The sequence below is a fragment of the Aeromonas sp. 3P genome (genome assembly GCF_051919745.1).
GTDB classification, from domain to species: domain Bacteria; phylum Pseudomonadota; class Gammaproteobacteria; order Enterobacterales; family Aeromonadaceae; genus Aeromonas; species Aeromonas veronii.
The window spans coordinates 2,578,990-2,592,147 of sequence record NZ_JBQBED010000001.1 but is presented as its reverse complement, the minus strand read 5'-3'; the positions used below and the strand labels follow the sequence as shown (position 1 = coordinate 2,592,147).

Here is a 13,158-nt window from a genome sequence, read left to right as displayed (position 1 = left end):
GCGGGTTTTGTCACGATTAAGCAAGCTGACAAGATTTAAACGGCCAGTCTGCTGAGACTTAGACGGAGTAGTACAGTTCGAACTCCAGCGGGTGCGGGGTCATGCGCACACGGTCAACATCCTGCTGTTTCAGTTCCAGATAGGAGTTGATGAAGTCATCGCTGAACACGCCGCCACGGGTCAGGAACTCGCGGTCAGCATCCAGAGCGGCCAGGGCTTCGTCCAGAGAACCGGCAACGGTCGGCACTTCTGCGGCTTCTTCCGGCGGCAGGTCGTACAAGTTCTTGTCCATGGCATCGCCCGGATGGATCTTGTTGATGATACCGTCCAGACCGGCCATCAGCTGGGCTGCGAAGGCCAGGTACGGGTTGGCAGCCGGATCCGGGAAGCGCACTTCGATACGACGGGCTTTCGGGCTCGGTACCACCGGGATACGGATGGAGGCAGAGCGGTTGCGGGCAGAGTAGGCCAGCATGACCGGTGCTTCATAACCCGGAACCAGACGCTTGTAAGAGTTGGTGGTCGGGTTGGCGAAGGCGTTGATGGCCTTGGCGTGCTTGATGATACCGCCGATGTAGTGCAGAGCCATCTCGGACAGACCGCCGTACAGGTCACCAGCGAACAGGTTGACGCCGTTCTTGGCCAGAGACTGGTGGCAGTGCATGCCGGAGCCGTTGTCACCGAACATGGGTTTCGGCATGAAGGTCACGGTCTTGTTGTAGGCGTGGGCCACGTTGTGGATCACGTACTTCAGTACCTGCACTTCGTCAGCTTTCAGCGTAAGAGTGTTGAAGCGGGTAGCGATTTCGTTCTGACCGGCAGTAGCCACTTCGTGGTGGTGAGCTTCAACGACCTGGCCCATCTCTTCCAGCACCAGACACATGGCGGCGCGGATATCCTGGGAGGAGTCGACCGGTGCAACCGGGAAGTAACCGCCTTTCACGAACGGACGGTGACCCTTGTTGCCATGCTCATAGGCAGTGCCGGAGTTCCATGCGGCTTCTTCAGATTCGATTTTCACGAAGCTGTGGCCCATGGTGTTGGAGAAAGTAATGTTGTCGAACATGAAGAATTCCGGCTCCGGCCCGAACAGCACGGTGTCAGCAATGCCGCTGGACTTCAGGAAATCTTCTGCACGCTTGGCGATGGAGCGCGGATCGCGGTCGTAGCCCTGCATGGTGGCAGGCTCCAGCACGTCACAAACGATGTTCAGGGTGGTCTCTTCGGTGAACGGGTCCAGCTTGGCGGAGGCTGCGTCCGGCATCAGTACCATGTCGGATTCGTTGATGCCCTTCCAGCCGCCGATGGAGGAACCATCGAACATCTTGCCGTCTTCGAAGAAATCTTCATCAACCTGGTGAGCAGGGATGGATACATGCTGCTCTTTACCCTTGGTGTCGGTAAAGCGCAGATCAACAAACTTGACTTCGTGTTCCTGGATCAGGGCCAAAACGTTCTGGGCTGACATGCTAAGTAACCTCCGGTGTTAAAACTCTCTGGGTGAATGCGTCGTCGTATTCACATAAGCCAGTATCGTGCCAAGTTTGTGACAGCTTGATTTCAGGGCAATCTCGCTGAAGAGGCTCCCCAAAATCAGGCGATCTCGACTCGCGTTGCATCAATTTAGTGCGATGGTGGATCGTTTTGGTGCACTGTAATGGTGCGCGAAATACGGTCACTGCCCATCTAAGCAGGGTTTGTCAGAGAGGTCTATGATCCAGATCTGTTGTTATGCGCGAATGTACTGCAATTCTGCTAGGCAGATCACAAAGGCAAGAGTACAATTAGCGCCCAATTTTACCCGGTGATTGAGGCGAGAATGTTAGAGAATTTACGCAATATTGCGATTATTGCGCACGTTGACCACGGCAAAACGACTCTGGTTGATAAGCTGCTGCAGCAGTCCGGCACCCTGGACCGCTCCACGGAAGGCCAGGAACGGATCATGGACTCCAATGATCTGGAACGGGAACGTGGCATCACCATTCTCGCCAAGAACACTGCGATCCGCTGGAATGACTACCGCATCAACATCGTTGATACCCCGGGTCACGCCGACTTCGGTGGTGAAGTAGAGCGCGTACTGTCCATGGTTGACTCCGTGCTGCTGCTGGTTGACGCCGTAGACGGCCCGATGCCGCAAACCCGTTTCGTGACCCAGAAAGCGTTCGCTCAGGGTCTGAAGCCGATCGTGGTCATCAACAAGGTTGACCGTCCGGGTGCTCGTCCTGACTGGGTAATGGATCAGGTATTCGACCTGTTCGACAACCTGGGCGCGACTGACGAACAGCTGGATTTCAAAGTTGTTTACGCCTCTGCACTGAACGGTTGGGCCACCATGGATCAGGACGTCGAGTCCGAGAACATGGAGCCGCTGTTCCAGGCCATCGTTGACAACGTTGAAGCGCCGAAGGCTGATGCCGAAGGTGGTTTCCAGATGCAGATCTCCCAGCTGGACTACAACTCCTACGTGGGCGTTATCGGTATCGGCCGTATCACTCGTGGTCGCGTCAAGACCAACCAGCAAGTCACCATCGTTGGTGCCGACGGCAAGACCCGTAACGGTAAAGTCGGTCAGGTGCTGGGTTACCTGGGTCTGTCCCGTACTGAAGTTACCGACGCGCAAGCGGGTGACATCATCGCTATCACCGGTCTGGGCGAGCTGAAAATCTCCGACACCATCTGTGACAACGGTGCCGTTGAAGCCCTGCCGCCGCTCTCCGTTGACGAGCCGACCGTGAACATGACCTTCCAGGTCAACACCTCACCGTTCGCCGGTAAAGAGGGCAAGTTCGTGACCTCCCGTAACATTCTGGAGCGTCTGAACCAGGAGCTGGTCCACAACGTGGCCCTGCGCGTGGAAGAGACCGATGATCCGGACAAGTTCCGTGTATCCGGTCGTGGTGAACTGCACCTCTCCATCCTGATCGAAAACATGCGTCGCGAAGGTTACGAACTGGCGGTGTCCCGTCCGGAAGTAATCCTGCGTACCGTTGATGGCGTTCTGCAAGAGCCGTTCGAAACCGTAACTGTGGACGTTGAAGAAGCGCACCAGGGTTCCGTGATGGAGCAACTTGGTCTGCGTAAAGGCGAAATGACCAACATGACCCCGGATGGCAAGGGTCGTGTCCGTCTGGACTTCATGATCCCGAGCCGTGGCCTGATCGGTTTCCAGACCGAGTTCATGACCATGACCTCCGGTACCGGTCTGCTGTACCACACCTTCGACCACTACGGTCCGCACAAGGGTGGCAGCATCGGCGAGCGTCAGAATGGCGTGCTGATCTCCAACGCTACCGGTAAAGCACTGACTTACGCCCTGTTCGGTCTGCAAGACCGTGGTCGTCTGTTCATCGGTCACGCGACCGAAGTGTACGAAGGCCAGGTGATCGGTATCCACTCCCGTTCCAACGACCTGACTGTTAACTGCCTGAAAGGCAAACAGCTGACCAACATGCGTGCCTCCGGTACCGACGAAGCTCAAGTGCTGACTCCGCCGATCCGCATGACTCTGGAACAGGCTCTCGAGTTCATCGATAACGACGAACTGGTAGAAGTGACTCCGAAGAACATCCGTATCCGCAAGAAATTGCTGACCGAGCTGGATCGTAAGCGCTCTGGCCGTGGTTAATGCCATGTGCTGAGTCTCGGCAGCCCTCGCGGCCGCTGACGGTTCACTGATAAACGGACCCAAACCTCTGGTTTGGGTCCGTTTTTTTATGCTTGTGATCCGCTCTGGCCATCCTGATGAGCTCGTTCAGGCCATCCGGTAATGGGGCTGATGAGCGTTGAGCGAAGGTCGTGGGGGTGGATGAGATAAAAAAGCCGCAGCGGATGAACGCTGCGGCTTTTTGCTGGCTTGCAGTAAGGGGTTACTGGCGCCAGAAGGAGGGGAAGAAGAGCACGGCGACCGTCAGGATCTCCAGTCGTCCCAGCAGCATGCCGAATGACAAAAGCCATTTGGCCGATTCCGGCAGGCTGGCAAAGTTGGTGCTGGGGCCGACCACCGGGCCCATGCCCGGGCCGACGTTGGCGACAGCGGTGATGGAGCTGGAGATAGCCGTCAGGGGGTCAAGCCCGATGGCGCCCAACAGTGCGGCTATCACCAGAATGATGGCGAAGTAGGCCAGCACGAATGAGATCATCGAGCGGATGATGGCGTCATTGACCGTCCGGCCGTTGTACTTCTGGGGGAATACGGCAGAGGGGTGCATCAGCTGGCGCATCTGCTTTCTGAACAGGGCAAACGCCACCTGTACCCGGAAGATCTTGAGGCCGCCCGCAGTGGAGCCTGAGCAGGCCCCAAGAGCCAGCAGCACGATGAAGACGATGCTGGCGAGCGGCCCCCAGGTGCCGAAGTCACCAAGGCCGTAGCCGGTGGTGGTGAGCACCGAGACGATGTTGAAGCAGCTGATGCGCAGGGCATCCCAGAAGCCGAACAGGTCTCTCTCCCACAGATAGAAGGTCATGATGACGGTGACCCAGACCACCAGCCAGAAGAAGCCGCGCACCTGGGCATCCTTGAACAGGCTGTTGTCCCTGTGGTTGAGGCTCTGCACATAGAGCAGGAAGGGCAGGCCGCCGAGGAACATGAACAGGGTGCCAATCCAGTGTGCCGAGTTGGAGAAGTGGGACATGGATTGATCGGAGGTGGAGTAGCCGCCGGTACTGAGAGTGGTCATGGCGTGGTTGATCGCCTCGAACATGTTCATGCCGCTGGCCCAGTAGGCCATGAAGCAGAGCATGGAGAGCACCAGATAGACCACGACGATGTTGTTGGCCACCGTTTTGGCACGCGGGGCGCTTTTGTCTGACCAGTCAGAGCTCTCGGTCTGGAACAGCTTCATGCCGCCGACGTTGAGGTAGGGCAGCACGGCTACCGCCATCACGATAAAGCCGACCCCGCCCAGCCACTGCAGGATGGAACGCCACAACAGGATGCTGTGGGCCATGTTGTCGAGGCCGGAGAGCACGGTGGAGCCCGTGGTGGTCACCCCCGACATGGTCTCGAAGTAGGCGTCGGTGAAGTTGATGTGGGTGATGAAAACAAAAGGCAGGGCGCCGAAGGCGCAGGCCACCACCCAGACCGAGGTGGTGAGCAGGAACATCTCCCGCACCCCCAGATGAAACTCCGCCTTGCGACCATAGTGGAGGCAGAGCAGGGCGGCGCCGTGGGTGATCAGCACGGACTTGAGAAACTCGACAAATCCCTCTGACCCGGTGAGTAGTGCCAGCAAGGTGGGCAGCCACATGAAGAGCGCCAGCTTGGAGAGCACCAGCCCGAGGGTGAAGATAATGGGACGCAGCTTGATCATGTTCGATAACCTGGTCGTTGATTAACAAAAGACCCGGACCATCCCCTTGGGGGAGCTGAGCCGGGTCTGGTTTGACAGCCTGTGCGCATGAAGACGTTACAGGAAGAAGGGGCTTGGCTGGAATAGCCGCTCCACTTCCGGGATGTACTTCTTGTCCACCAGGAACATGACCACGTGGTCATCCTGCTGGATCTTGGTGCGATCGTGGGCTATCAGCACCTCATCTCCGCGCACTACGGCACCTATGGTGGTGCCCGGCGGCAGCTTGAGCTCGCCTACCGTCTTGCCGACCACCTTGGAGGTGTTCTCGTCACCGTGGGCAATCGCCTCGATCGCCTCGGCCGCGCCGCGACGCAGGCTGTAGACGTTGGCGATATCGGCCCGGCGCACATGGGTCAGCAGGGCCGAGATGGTGGCCTGCTGGGGCGAGATGGCGATATCGATGGAGCCACCCTGCACCAGATCGACGTAGGCGCCGCGCTGGATCAGCACCATGGTCTTCTTGGCGCCCATCTTCTTGGCGAGCAGCGCCGACATGATGTTGGCCTCATCCTCGTTAGTCACGGCGATGAATACGTCGATCTGGTCGATGTGCTCCTCGGCCAGCAGCTCCTGATCCGCCGCATCGCCACAGAAGACGATGGTGTTCTCCAGCAGTTCGGAGAGCTGCTCCGCCCGCTTCTGATTGCGCTCGATGAGCTTGACGCTGTAGCGCTTCTCCAGCTGGCGGGCGAGACCAGCGCCGATGTTGCCACCACCGACGATCATGATGCGGCGGTAGGGGCTCTCTAGGCGCTGCAGCTCAGACATCACGGCACGGATATGGCCCGCGGCGGCGACGAAGAAGACCTCGTCATCCGCTTCGATGATGGTGGTGCCTTGCGGACGGATCGGGCGGCCCTGACGGAAGATGGCCGCTACCCGGGTCTCGATGTTGGGCATGTGCTCGCGCAGGGTGGAGAGGGCGTTACCCACCAGCGGGCCACCGTAGTAGGCCTTGACCGCTACCAGACCGACGCGGCCACCTGCAAAATCAACCACTTGCAGGGCGCCCGGATATTCGATCAGGCGACGCACATAGTCGGTCACCAACTGCTCCGGCGCGATCAGGTGATCCACCGGCACCGATTCCGGCAGAAACAGGCGATCCCGTTCGGTCAGATAGGCTGGCGAGCGGATCCGTGCCACCTTATTCGGGGTGTTGAACAGGGAGTAGGCCACCTGACAGGCGATCATGTTGGTCTCGTCACTGTTGGTGACGGCGACCAGCATGTCGGCATCCTGAGCCCCCGCTTCGCGCAGCACCTTGGGGTGAGCGCCATGCCCGTTGACCACCCGCAGGTCAAACTTGTCCTGCAGTTCGCGCAGGCGCTCGCTGTCGGTATCGACGATGGTGATGTCGTTGTTCTCTCCGGCCAGGTTCTCGGCCAGAGTGCCGCCGACCTGGCCGGCTCCCAAAATGATGATTTTCATAGGGAACGTCTACTCACGTTGAGGCAGTAAAGGGGCATTTCACCTGCATGGCGATTGCCCCGGAAGAAGCATGTCAGCGTCACAGCTTGACCAGCTTGGCGTAGTAGAAGCCATCCATCTCGGCTTCACCCGGCAGGAACTGGCGACCCGGGCAGTCCGGGGTGTCCTGTTCGTGCAGCGGTACCAATTTGGCATCTTTGGTCGCGGCAAGGAAGGCGCGGATCTGTTCGCGGTTCTCTTCCGGCAGGACGGAGCAGGTGGCGTAGAGCAGGGTGCCGCCGCTTTTCAGCTTGCCCCAGAGGGCGTTCAGAATACGGCGCTGCAGCTCGGCCAGCTCGCGGATGTCCTGATCACGGCGCAACCACTTGATGTCTGGGTGGCGGCGGATGACACCGGTGGCGGAGCAGGGAGCATCCAGCAGGATGCGGTCGAACTGACCCTCCGGCCACCACTGTTCCGGTGCCGCCGCATCGCCGTGGATCACCTTGGCGGTCAGGCCGATGCGATCCAGGTTCTCCTGCACCCGCTTGAGGCGGTTCTCGTCGGCATCGACGGCAACCACGCCAGCCAGCTTGGGCTGACGCTCCAGCAGGTGGGCGGTCTTGCCGCCGGGGGCGGCGCAGGCATCCAGCACCCATTCACCCGGTTGCGGGTCGAGCAGGGCGGCAGCCTGTTGTGCTGCACCATCCTGTACCGAGCAGTCACCGACCTCGAAGCCGGGCAGCTTGGTCACATCGCAGGGACGCTCCAGCAGGATGCAATCCTCGCCCTCCTCACCGGCCACCGCATTGATGCCGGCTTCGGCCATGCGAGCCAGCATGGCATCGCGGCTCTGGCGCTGGCTGTTGTTGCGGATCCACATGGGGGGACGCTGGTTGTTCGCCTCCATAATGAATTCCCACTCATCGTGATAAGCCTGACGCAGACGCTTGGTGAGCCACTCCGGATGACCGAGGCGAATGCTGGGAACGCGGTCGATACGCAGCAGAATGACTTCGGCGCTGCGCTGGAAGTTGCGCAGCACGCCGTTGATGAGGCCACGCAGGGAGGTGCCCTTGAGCAGTTTGACGGCGTTGACGGTCTCGGCCACCGCGGCGTGAGCCGGAATGCGGGTGTAGATGAGCTGATAGAGACCGACCAGGATGAGGTAGTGGAAAATGCGGCTCTTGTTCTTGAGCGGTTTGTCCATCATCTCGTTGACTGCCGCATCGAGGCGGGGTAGCCAGCGCAGGGTGCCGTAGCAGAGTTCTTGCAGGAGAGCGCGATCGCGAGGTGCAACCTTCTCCTGGGCAGCAGGCAGAACAGCGGAGAGGGATTGACCCTGATCCAGCACCTGTTGAATAACGAGAGCGGCCTGTGCACGTGTTTTCATAGAGTTACCTTAGATGCGCAAGTCGGGGCCTGGGCCCCGCTTGTGTCAATTCAATCCAGTTCAATTCAATTGCGTGCCGGGTTCAAACCAGTCGCGGCGAGAGTTGAGCAGATCCGAAACGGACATGGCCTTCTTGCCGGGCGGTTGCAGGGTCAGCAGGCGCAGTACCCCTTTGCCGGTCGCAATATCGATCCCCTGCTTGTCGGCCTTGAGCAGGGTGCCGGCGGGTTGGTCGTGGTCACTGTCAATGACGGCGGCTTGCCATACCTTGACGGTCTGGTCAGCCACTTCAAACCAGCTGATGGGCCAGGGGTTGAACGAGCGGATGCAGCGTTCGATGGCAACAGCCTCCATCGACCAGTCGATGCGGGCCTCTTCCTTGGAGAGCTTTTCGGCGTAGTTGGCCAGCGCATCATCTTGTGCCTCGGCAGCGGTTTCACCGGCGGCCATGGCATTGATGGTGTCGACCAGAGCCTGCGGGCCCAGCTCGGCCAATTTGTCATAGAGGCTGGCGGAAGTCTCGTCGGCGGCGATGGGGCAGCTTACCTTGCGGATCATGGCGCCGGTATCCAGTCCCACATCCATCTGCATGATGGTGACGCCGGTTTCGGCATCGCCCGCCCAGATAGAGCGCTGGATCGGTGCGGCACCGCGCCAGCGGGGCAGCAGGGAGCCATGGACGTTGATGCAGCCCAGCCGCGGGGTATCGAGTACCACCTTGGGCAGGATCAGACCATAGGCCACCACTACCATCAGGTCGGCACCCAGTGCAGCAAGCTCGGCTTGCGCCTCTTCCTTGCGCAGAGAGGCCGGTTGGTAAACCGGCAGGTTGTGGGCCAGTGCCAGCTCTTTGACCGGGCTGGCGGTGAGCTTCTGACCACGGCCAGCAGGCTTGTCAGGCTGGGTATAAACGGCAACGACCTCGTGGTCGGAAGACAACAACGCCGCCAGGTGACGGGCGGCGAAGTCGGGAGTACCGGCAAAAATCAGTTTCAGCTTATTCAATGGGGCAGATCCTCAGAGGACTTTGCGATCTTCACGGGCCATCTTTTCCAGCTTCTGGCGAATGCGCTGGCGCTTGAGCGGGGACAAGTAATCCACAAACAGCTTGCCGACCAGATGATCCATCTCATGCTGGATGCAGATGGCGAGCAGATCATCGGCTTCCAGCTCGAACGGCTTGCCGTTGCGATCCAGGGCGCGGATTTTGATCTGTTCGGCGCGAGGCACCAGAGCACGGCTGCCGGGCACGGAGAGGCAACCCTCTTCAATGCCGGTGCTGCCGCACTGCTCGATGACCTCCGGATTGATCAATACCAGAGGATCTTCACGGTTTTCAGAGACATCGATCACTATGATGCGCTGGTGAATGTCGACCTGAGTCGCGGCCAGGCCAATGCCTTCCTCCGCGTACATGGTTTCGAACATATCATCTACAATCTGTTGTAACTCGGGTGTAAAGGTCTCGACAGGGGCTGCAACGGTGCGCAGGCGCTCATCGGGAAAACGCAATACATCTAGAATGGCCATAGTTTTTTCTTTAGTTTCGTATAAATGCAGTCAATATTGGCGTAATTCTAGTCATTTACGCCGACAAAAAACAGCAACACTTTGCGTACAGAAGTAACAGGGAGTGTTATGTATCTGAAGCAAACCATCCTCGCCTGCCTGCTGGTGACCGTGAGTCAGGCAGCACTGGCCGATCAGCTGAGGCTGAAAGCGGGTTACCCCGAAAGCTATGTAGTGCAAAAAGGCGACACCCTGTGGGATATCTCCGGCAAGTATCTCTCCGAACCTTGGCTCTGGCCCCGTCTCTGGAACATCAATCCGCAGATTGCCAATCCTCACTGGATCTACCCCGGTGATGTGCTGCATCTGAGCTGGGTCAATGGTGAACCCCGACTCGGCAAGGCGATGCAGGGGGGCAAGCAAGTCATCCGTCTCGGCCCGAAAACCCGTTACGAGAACAAAGCCAACCCCATTCCGACCCTGCCTATCAGCGAGATCGGCCCCTTCCTGCAAACTGACCATATTCTGGCAGACAACCAGCAGCAGAAAACCTTGCCCTATCTGCTGGGGTCGGATCAGAAACATATCGGCATGCTGGAGGGGGACACCCTCTATGTGCAGGGCTCCCTGACGCCGGGGCAGGTTTATGGCATTTATCACCCCGGAGTGGTCTACAAGGATCGCGAAACCGGTGAGCTGCTGGGCCAGGAGGCGATCTTTGCCGGTGTGGTGCGGGCCGTGGCACGTCTTGATGGTGATCGGACTGAAGTTACCCTCACTCACAACCAGCGGGAGGTGCTGCAGGGCGACAAGGTGATGCCGCTGCCCGCTCAGGAGAACATGCCCGCCGTCTTCACACCGAAAGCGGCACCTGCCATCACGCCGGGCTATATCATCGATTTGCCGAACAAGACACGGGGCGGTGGCAAGTTTGATGTGGTGCTGATCAACCGGGGTGGCCGCGATCAACTGGTCGCCGGGGATGTACTGGATGTCAGACGGCCCGGTGCTGCTCTGGTCACCAAGAATGGCGATGTGCAGTACAAGGAGCTCTCGTCGGTTTTTAACCGGGTGTTTTACAGCAGCAACAAGAAGGCACCACTGCCCTCTGAAGCGATTGCCCGTGTCATGTTGTTCAAGGTGTATGACAAGCTGAGTTACGGTCTCATCATGCAGAGTAACGACATGGTGAGTGCGGGCTATCAGGTCACTCACTTCTGACGTGAACTACCCCGACGCGCGTCTGGCGCTCTGGCTAACTCTCGATGCGGTCACCGGTATCGGTCCGGTGACCGCTGCACGTCTGTTGGAACGGGCTGGGGGAAGTATTGAGGCCCTGTTTCAGAGCGATGAAGCGCAACTGCATGGTATGGGGTTGTCGTCAGAGCAGATCAAACAACTGCGCTGGCCCTCGCCAGTAGTTGAGCAGAGCCTGGCTTGGGCCGCTTTGCCTGACAATCTCCTTATTCCGCAAGATCACCCGATTTATCCACCCTTGTTGCGGGAGATTCCCGCGGCCCCCCTGTTGCTCTACTGTCGTGGCGATCTTGCTGCGCTGTCGTTACCCCAGCTGGCAATGGTGGGGACACGCCACCCTACCTATGCAGGCAAAGATAATGCCTCCCGCCTCTGTAGCGAGCTGGTTGGATACGGGTTAGCCATCACCTCGGGCCTTGCGCTCGGTATCGATGGTGTTTGCCATCAGCAAGCGCTGGCTTGTGGCGGTATCACCCTTGCCGTGTTGGGTTCTGGGCTGGATTGCCTCTACCCCAAACGCCATCAGGGGCTGGCAGGCCAGATTCTGGAGAGTGGTGGTTTGCTTATCTCCGAGCTGGCGCCGGATAAAGGGCCGCTGGCTGAACATTTTCCTCGTCGCAACCGTATTATCAGTGGTCTGTCGCTGGGAACTCTGGTGGTGGAGGCGACCGAGCAGAGCGGTTCGCTGATCACAGCCCGCTATGCGCTTGAACAGGGGCGCGAAGTGTTTGCGGTACCCGGTGCCCCGCAAAACGCCCAGGCGATAGGGTGTAACAGATTAATTCAGCAGGGGGCCAAACTTGTGCTGAGTGCGGCCGATATAGTGGAAGAGCTGCCAGAGTGGGTCGCACGGCCACATTCGTCGGTCATACCATCTGAGCAACCGCATAATAGCGAATTGCCTTATGCCGATTTGTTGGATAACGTAGATTATGAGACCACGAGCGTGGATACCGTTGCCGAGCGGGCCCAGCTTCCTGTCGAAGTGGTATTGGGCAGGTTGGTAGAGTTGGAGCTGGCCGGTGCAGTGATGGCGGTAGCCGGTGGATACGTCAGAGCGAGGAGGGCGAATCATGTTTGATGTATTGATGTACCTTTTCGAGACCTACATCCACAGCGATGCAGATGTGATGGTCGAGCAGGATGAGCTCACCGACGAGTTGAGCCGGGCCGGTTTCGATAAAGAAGAGATCGACAAGGCGCTCGACTGGCTGGAGCGGCTGGCCAATCTGCACGATAGCGAGCGGGAGGTCTATGTTACCGCCAGCGCGCAAGGCTCGATGCGTATCTATGCTCCGCAAGAGCTGGCACGCCTCAGCACCGAGTGCCGCGGCTTCCTGCTCTTTCTGGAACAGGCCCAGGTGTTGAATGCCGAAACCCGCGAGATCTGTATCGAGCGCCTGCTCGAGCTGGACAAGCCGGATATCGAGCTGGATGACCTGAAGTGGGTCGTCATGATGGTGCTGTTCAACGTACCGGGCAGTGAAAATGCCTACCAGCAGATGGAAGAGCTGGTGTTTGATGAGTCAGACGGCGTCATTCACTGACAGTCCGGTGCCGCGCTGGTAGAATTCAGGCCATCTGGATTTCAAGGCGCGACCCATGTCAAAAATCGATCATCACCTCTTTTCAGCCCACGAACATGCCTTCGAGCGCGAGCCGTGCCCGCAGTGCGGGGCCGAGCTGGTGATCCGCCAGGGCAAACATGGCCCCTTTCTCGGCTGTTCTGCCTATCCTGCCTGTGATTACATTCGCTCCCTGACGCCATCCGGCCGCGACATCGAAAAGGTGCTCGAAGGCTCTGCCTGTCCCGATTGCGGAGAGCCGCTGGCGATCAAGAAGGGGCGTTACGGTCTGTTTGTCGGTTGTACCCAGTATCCGGCCTGTCAGCACATCGAATCCCTGCAGGAGAGCGATGATACCCAGATCCTCTGCCCCGAGTGCGGCAAGGGTCATCTGGTGAGCCGTACCTCCCGCTACGGCAAGCAGTTTTACTCCTGTGATGGCTATCCCCATTGCAAATATGTGGTGAACGACAAACCGATCCCCATGCCTTGCCCCGCGTGTGGTTGGGGCATCATGGTGGAAAAAAAAGTGAGGGGAACTCTGCGTTGGGTCTGTCCGCAAAAGAAATGCGGCCACCAAAGTGAGCAGGTATAATCCCGCCGCCGCAACCGGATTGAAACGTTTTCGGTGAACTTCAACCCCCCACTTGGAGTAAGGAAATTCCCA

11 protein-coding genes are annotated in these 13,158 nt (G+C 58.8%); 5 read left to right on the top strand and 6 right to left on the bottom strand.

From position 1 onward, the window contains the following. Window positions 1-58: 58 nt before the first annotated feature. A complete protein-coding gene (gene glnA / locus ACTG19_RS11880) occupies window positions 59-1,468 on the bottom strand; it encodes a glutamate--ammonia ligase (protein WP_005339672.1) in 1,410 nt (469 codons plus the stop codon). Between the two features lie 351 nt (window positions 1,469-1,819). On the opposite strand from glnA, the gene typA reads away from it, so the two are divergent. Beyond that, entirely contained in the window at window positions 1,820-3,631 is a 1,812-nt protein-coding gene (gene typA, locus ACTG19_RS11875; RefSeq protein WP_005339679.1) for a translational GTPase TypA, read from the top strand. A 241-nt stretch (window positions 3,632-3,872) separates the two neighbouring features. Here the strand turns inward: typA and ACTG19_RS11870 are convergent, their stop codons facing one another. From ACTG19_RS11870 to def, 5 genes are all read right to left on the bottom strand, one after another. Beyond that, window positions 3,873-5,315 carry a TrkH family potassium uptake protein gene (locus ACTG19_RS11870; RefSeq protein WP_005341967.1) on the bottom strand — a complete coding sequence of 481 codons (1,443 nt, stop codon included), beginning with the start codon at window positions 5,313-5,315 and terminating at the stop codon, window positions 3,873-3,875. A 96-nt stretch (window positions 5,316-5,411) separates the two neighbouring features. Next, window positions 5,412-6,788 carry a Trk system potassium transporter TrkA gene (gene trkA, locus ACTG19_RS11865; RefSeq protein WP_005339689.1) on the bottom strand — a complete coding sequence of 459 codons (1,377 nt, stop codon included), beginning with the start codon at window positions 6,786-6,788 and terminating at the stop codon, window positions 5,412-5,414. A gap of 79 nt (window positions 6,789-6,867) precedes the next feature. After that, entirely contained in the window at window positions 6,868-8,160 is a 1,293-nt protein-coding gene (rsmB, locus tag ACTG19_RS11860; RefSeq protein ID WP_005356215.1) for a 16S rRNA (cytosine(967)-C(5))-methyltransferase RsmB, read from the bottom strand. 60 nt (window positions 8,161-8,220) lie between these two features. Continuing rightward, window positions 8,221-9,165, bottom strand: coding sequence for a methionyl-tRNA formyltransferase (gene fmt, locus ACTG19_RS11855; protein WP_108588251.1), 945 nt, complete (start codon window positions 9,163-9,165; stop codon window positions 8,221-8,223). Window positions 9,166-9,177: 12 nt separating this feature from the next. Next, window positions 9,178-9,690, bottom strand: coding sequence for a peptide deformylase (gene def / locus ACTG19_RS11850; protein ID WP_005357510.1), 513 nt, complete (start codon window positions 9,688-9,690; stop codon window positions 9,178-9,180). A 108-nt stretch (window positions 9,691-9,798) separates the two neighbouring features. Between def and ACTG19_RS11845 the strand changes: the two genes are divergently transcribed. Genes ACTG19_RS11845 through ACTG19_RS11830 form a run of 4 tightly spaced genes read left to right on the top strand, consistent with a single transcriptional unit; the run spans window position 9,799 to window position 13,086 of the window. Next, window positions 9,799-10,890, top strand: coding sequence for a LysM peptidoglycan-binding domain-containing protein (locus tag ACTG19_RS11845; RefSeq protein WP_113740318.1), 1,092 nt, complete (start codon window positions 9,799-9,801; stop codon window positions 10,888-10,890). Window position 10,891: 1 nt separating this feature from the next. After that, complete coding sequence (dprA, locus tag ACTG19_RS11840) at window positions 10,892-12,007, top strand: DNA-processing protein DprA (RefSeq protein ID WP_113740319.1); 1,116 nt, start codon at window positions 10,892-10,894, stop codon at window positions 12,005-12,007. Continuing rightward, window positions 12,000-12,473, top strand: a complete 474-nt coding sequence (locus ACTG19_RS11835) for a DUF494 family protein (RefSeq protein WP_005339699.1) — start codon at window positions 12,000-12,002, stop codon at window positions 12,471-12,473. The genes dprA and ACTG19_RS11835 overlap by 8 nt, the downstream gene beginning before the upstream one ends. 55 nt (window positions 12,474-12,528) lie before the next feature. Next, the gene (locus tag ACTG19_RS11830) at window positions 12,529-13,086 is read left to right on the top strand and encodes a DNA topoisomerase family protein (protein ID WP_005339702.1); all 558 of its coding nucleotides are present in this window, start codon (window positions 12,529-12,531) and stop codon (window positions 13,084-13,086) included. Window positions 13,087-13,158: the final 72 nt, after the last annotated feature.

Bases quoted from the DNA above. Each gene is read 5' to 3' on its own strand.
- ACTG19_RS11845 (WP_113740318.1), top strand. From the start codon at position 9,799: ATGTATCTGAAGCAAACCATCCTCGCCTGCCTGCTGGTGACCGTGAGT.
- ACTG19_RS11830 (WP_005339702.1), top strand. From the start codon at position 12,529: ATGTCAAAAATCGATCATCACCTCTTTTCAGCCCACGAACATGCCTTC.
- rsmB (WP_005356215.1), bottom strand. From the start codon at position 8,160: ATGAAAACACGTGCACAGGCCGCTCTCGTTATTCAACAGGTGCTGGAT.
- typA (WP_005339679.1), top strand. From the start codon at position 1,820: ATGTTAGAGAATTTACGCAATATTGCGATTATTGCGCACGTTGACCAC.
- trkA (WP_005339689.1), bottom strand. From the start codon at position 6,788: ATGAAAATCATCATTTTGGGAGCCGGCCAGGTCGGCGGCACTCTGGCC.
- ACTG19_RS11835 (WP_005339699.1), top strand. From the start codon at position 12,000: ATGTTTGATGTATTGATGTACCTTTTCGAGACCTACATCCACAGCGAT.
- def (WP_005357510.1), bottom strand. From the start codon at position 9,690: ATGGCCATTCTAGATGTATTGCGTTTTCCCGATGAGCGCCTGCGCACC.
- glnA (WP_005339672.1), bottom strand. From the start codon at position 1,468: ATGTCAGCCCAGAACGTTTTGGCCCTGATCCAGGAACACGAAGTCAAG.
- ACTG19_RS11870 (WP_005341967.1), bottom strand. From the start codon at position 5,315: ATGATCAAGCTGCGTCCCATTATCTTCACCCTCGGGCTGGTGCTCTCC.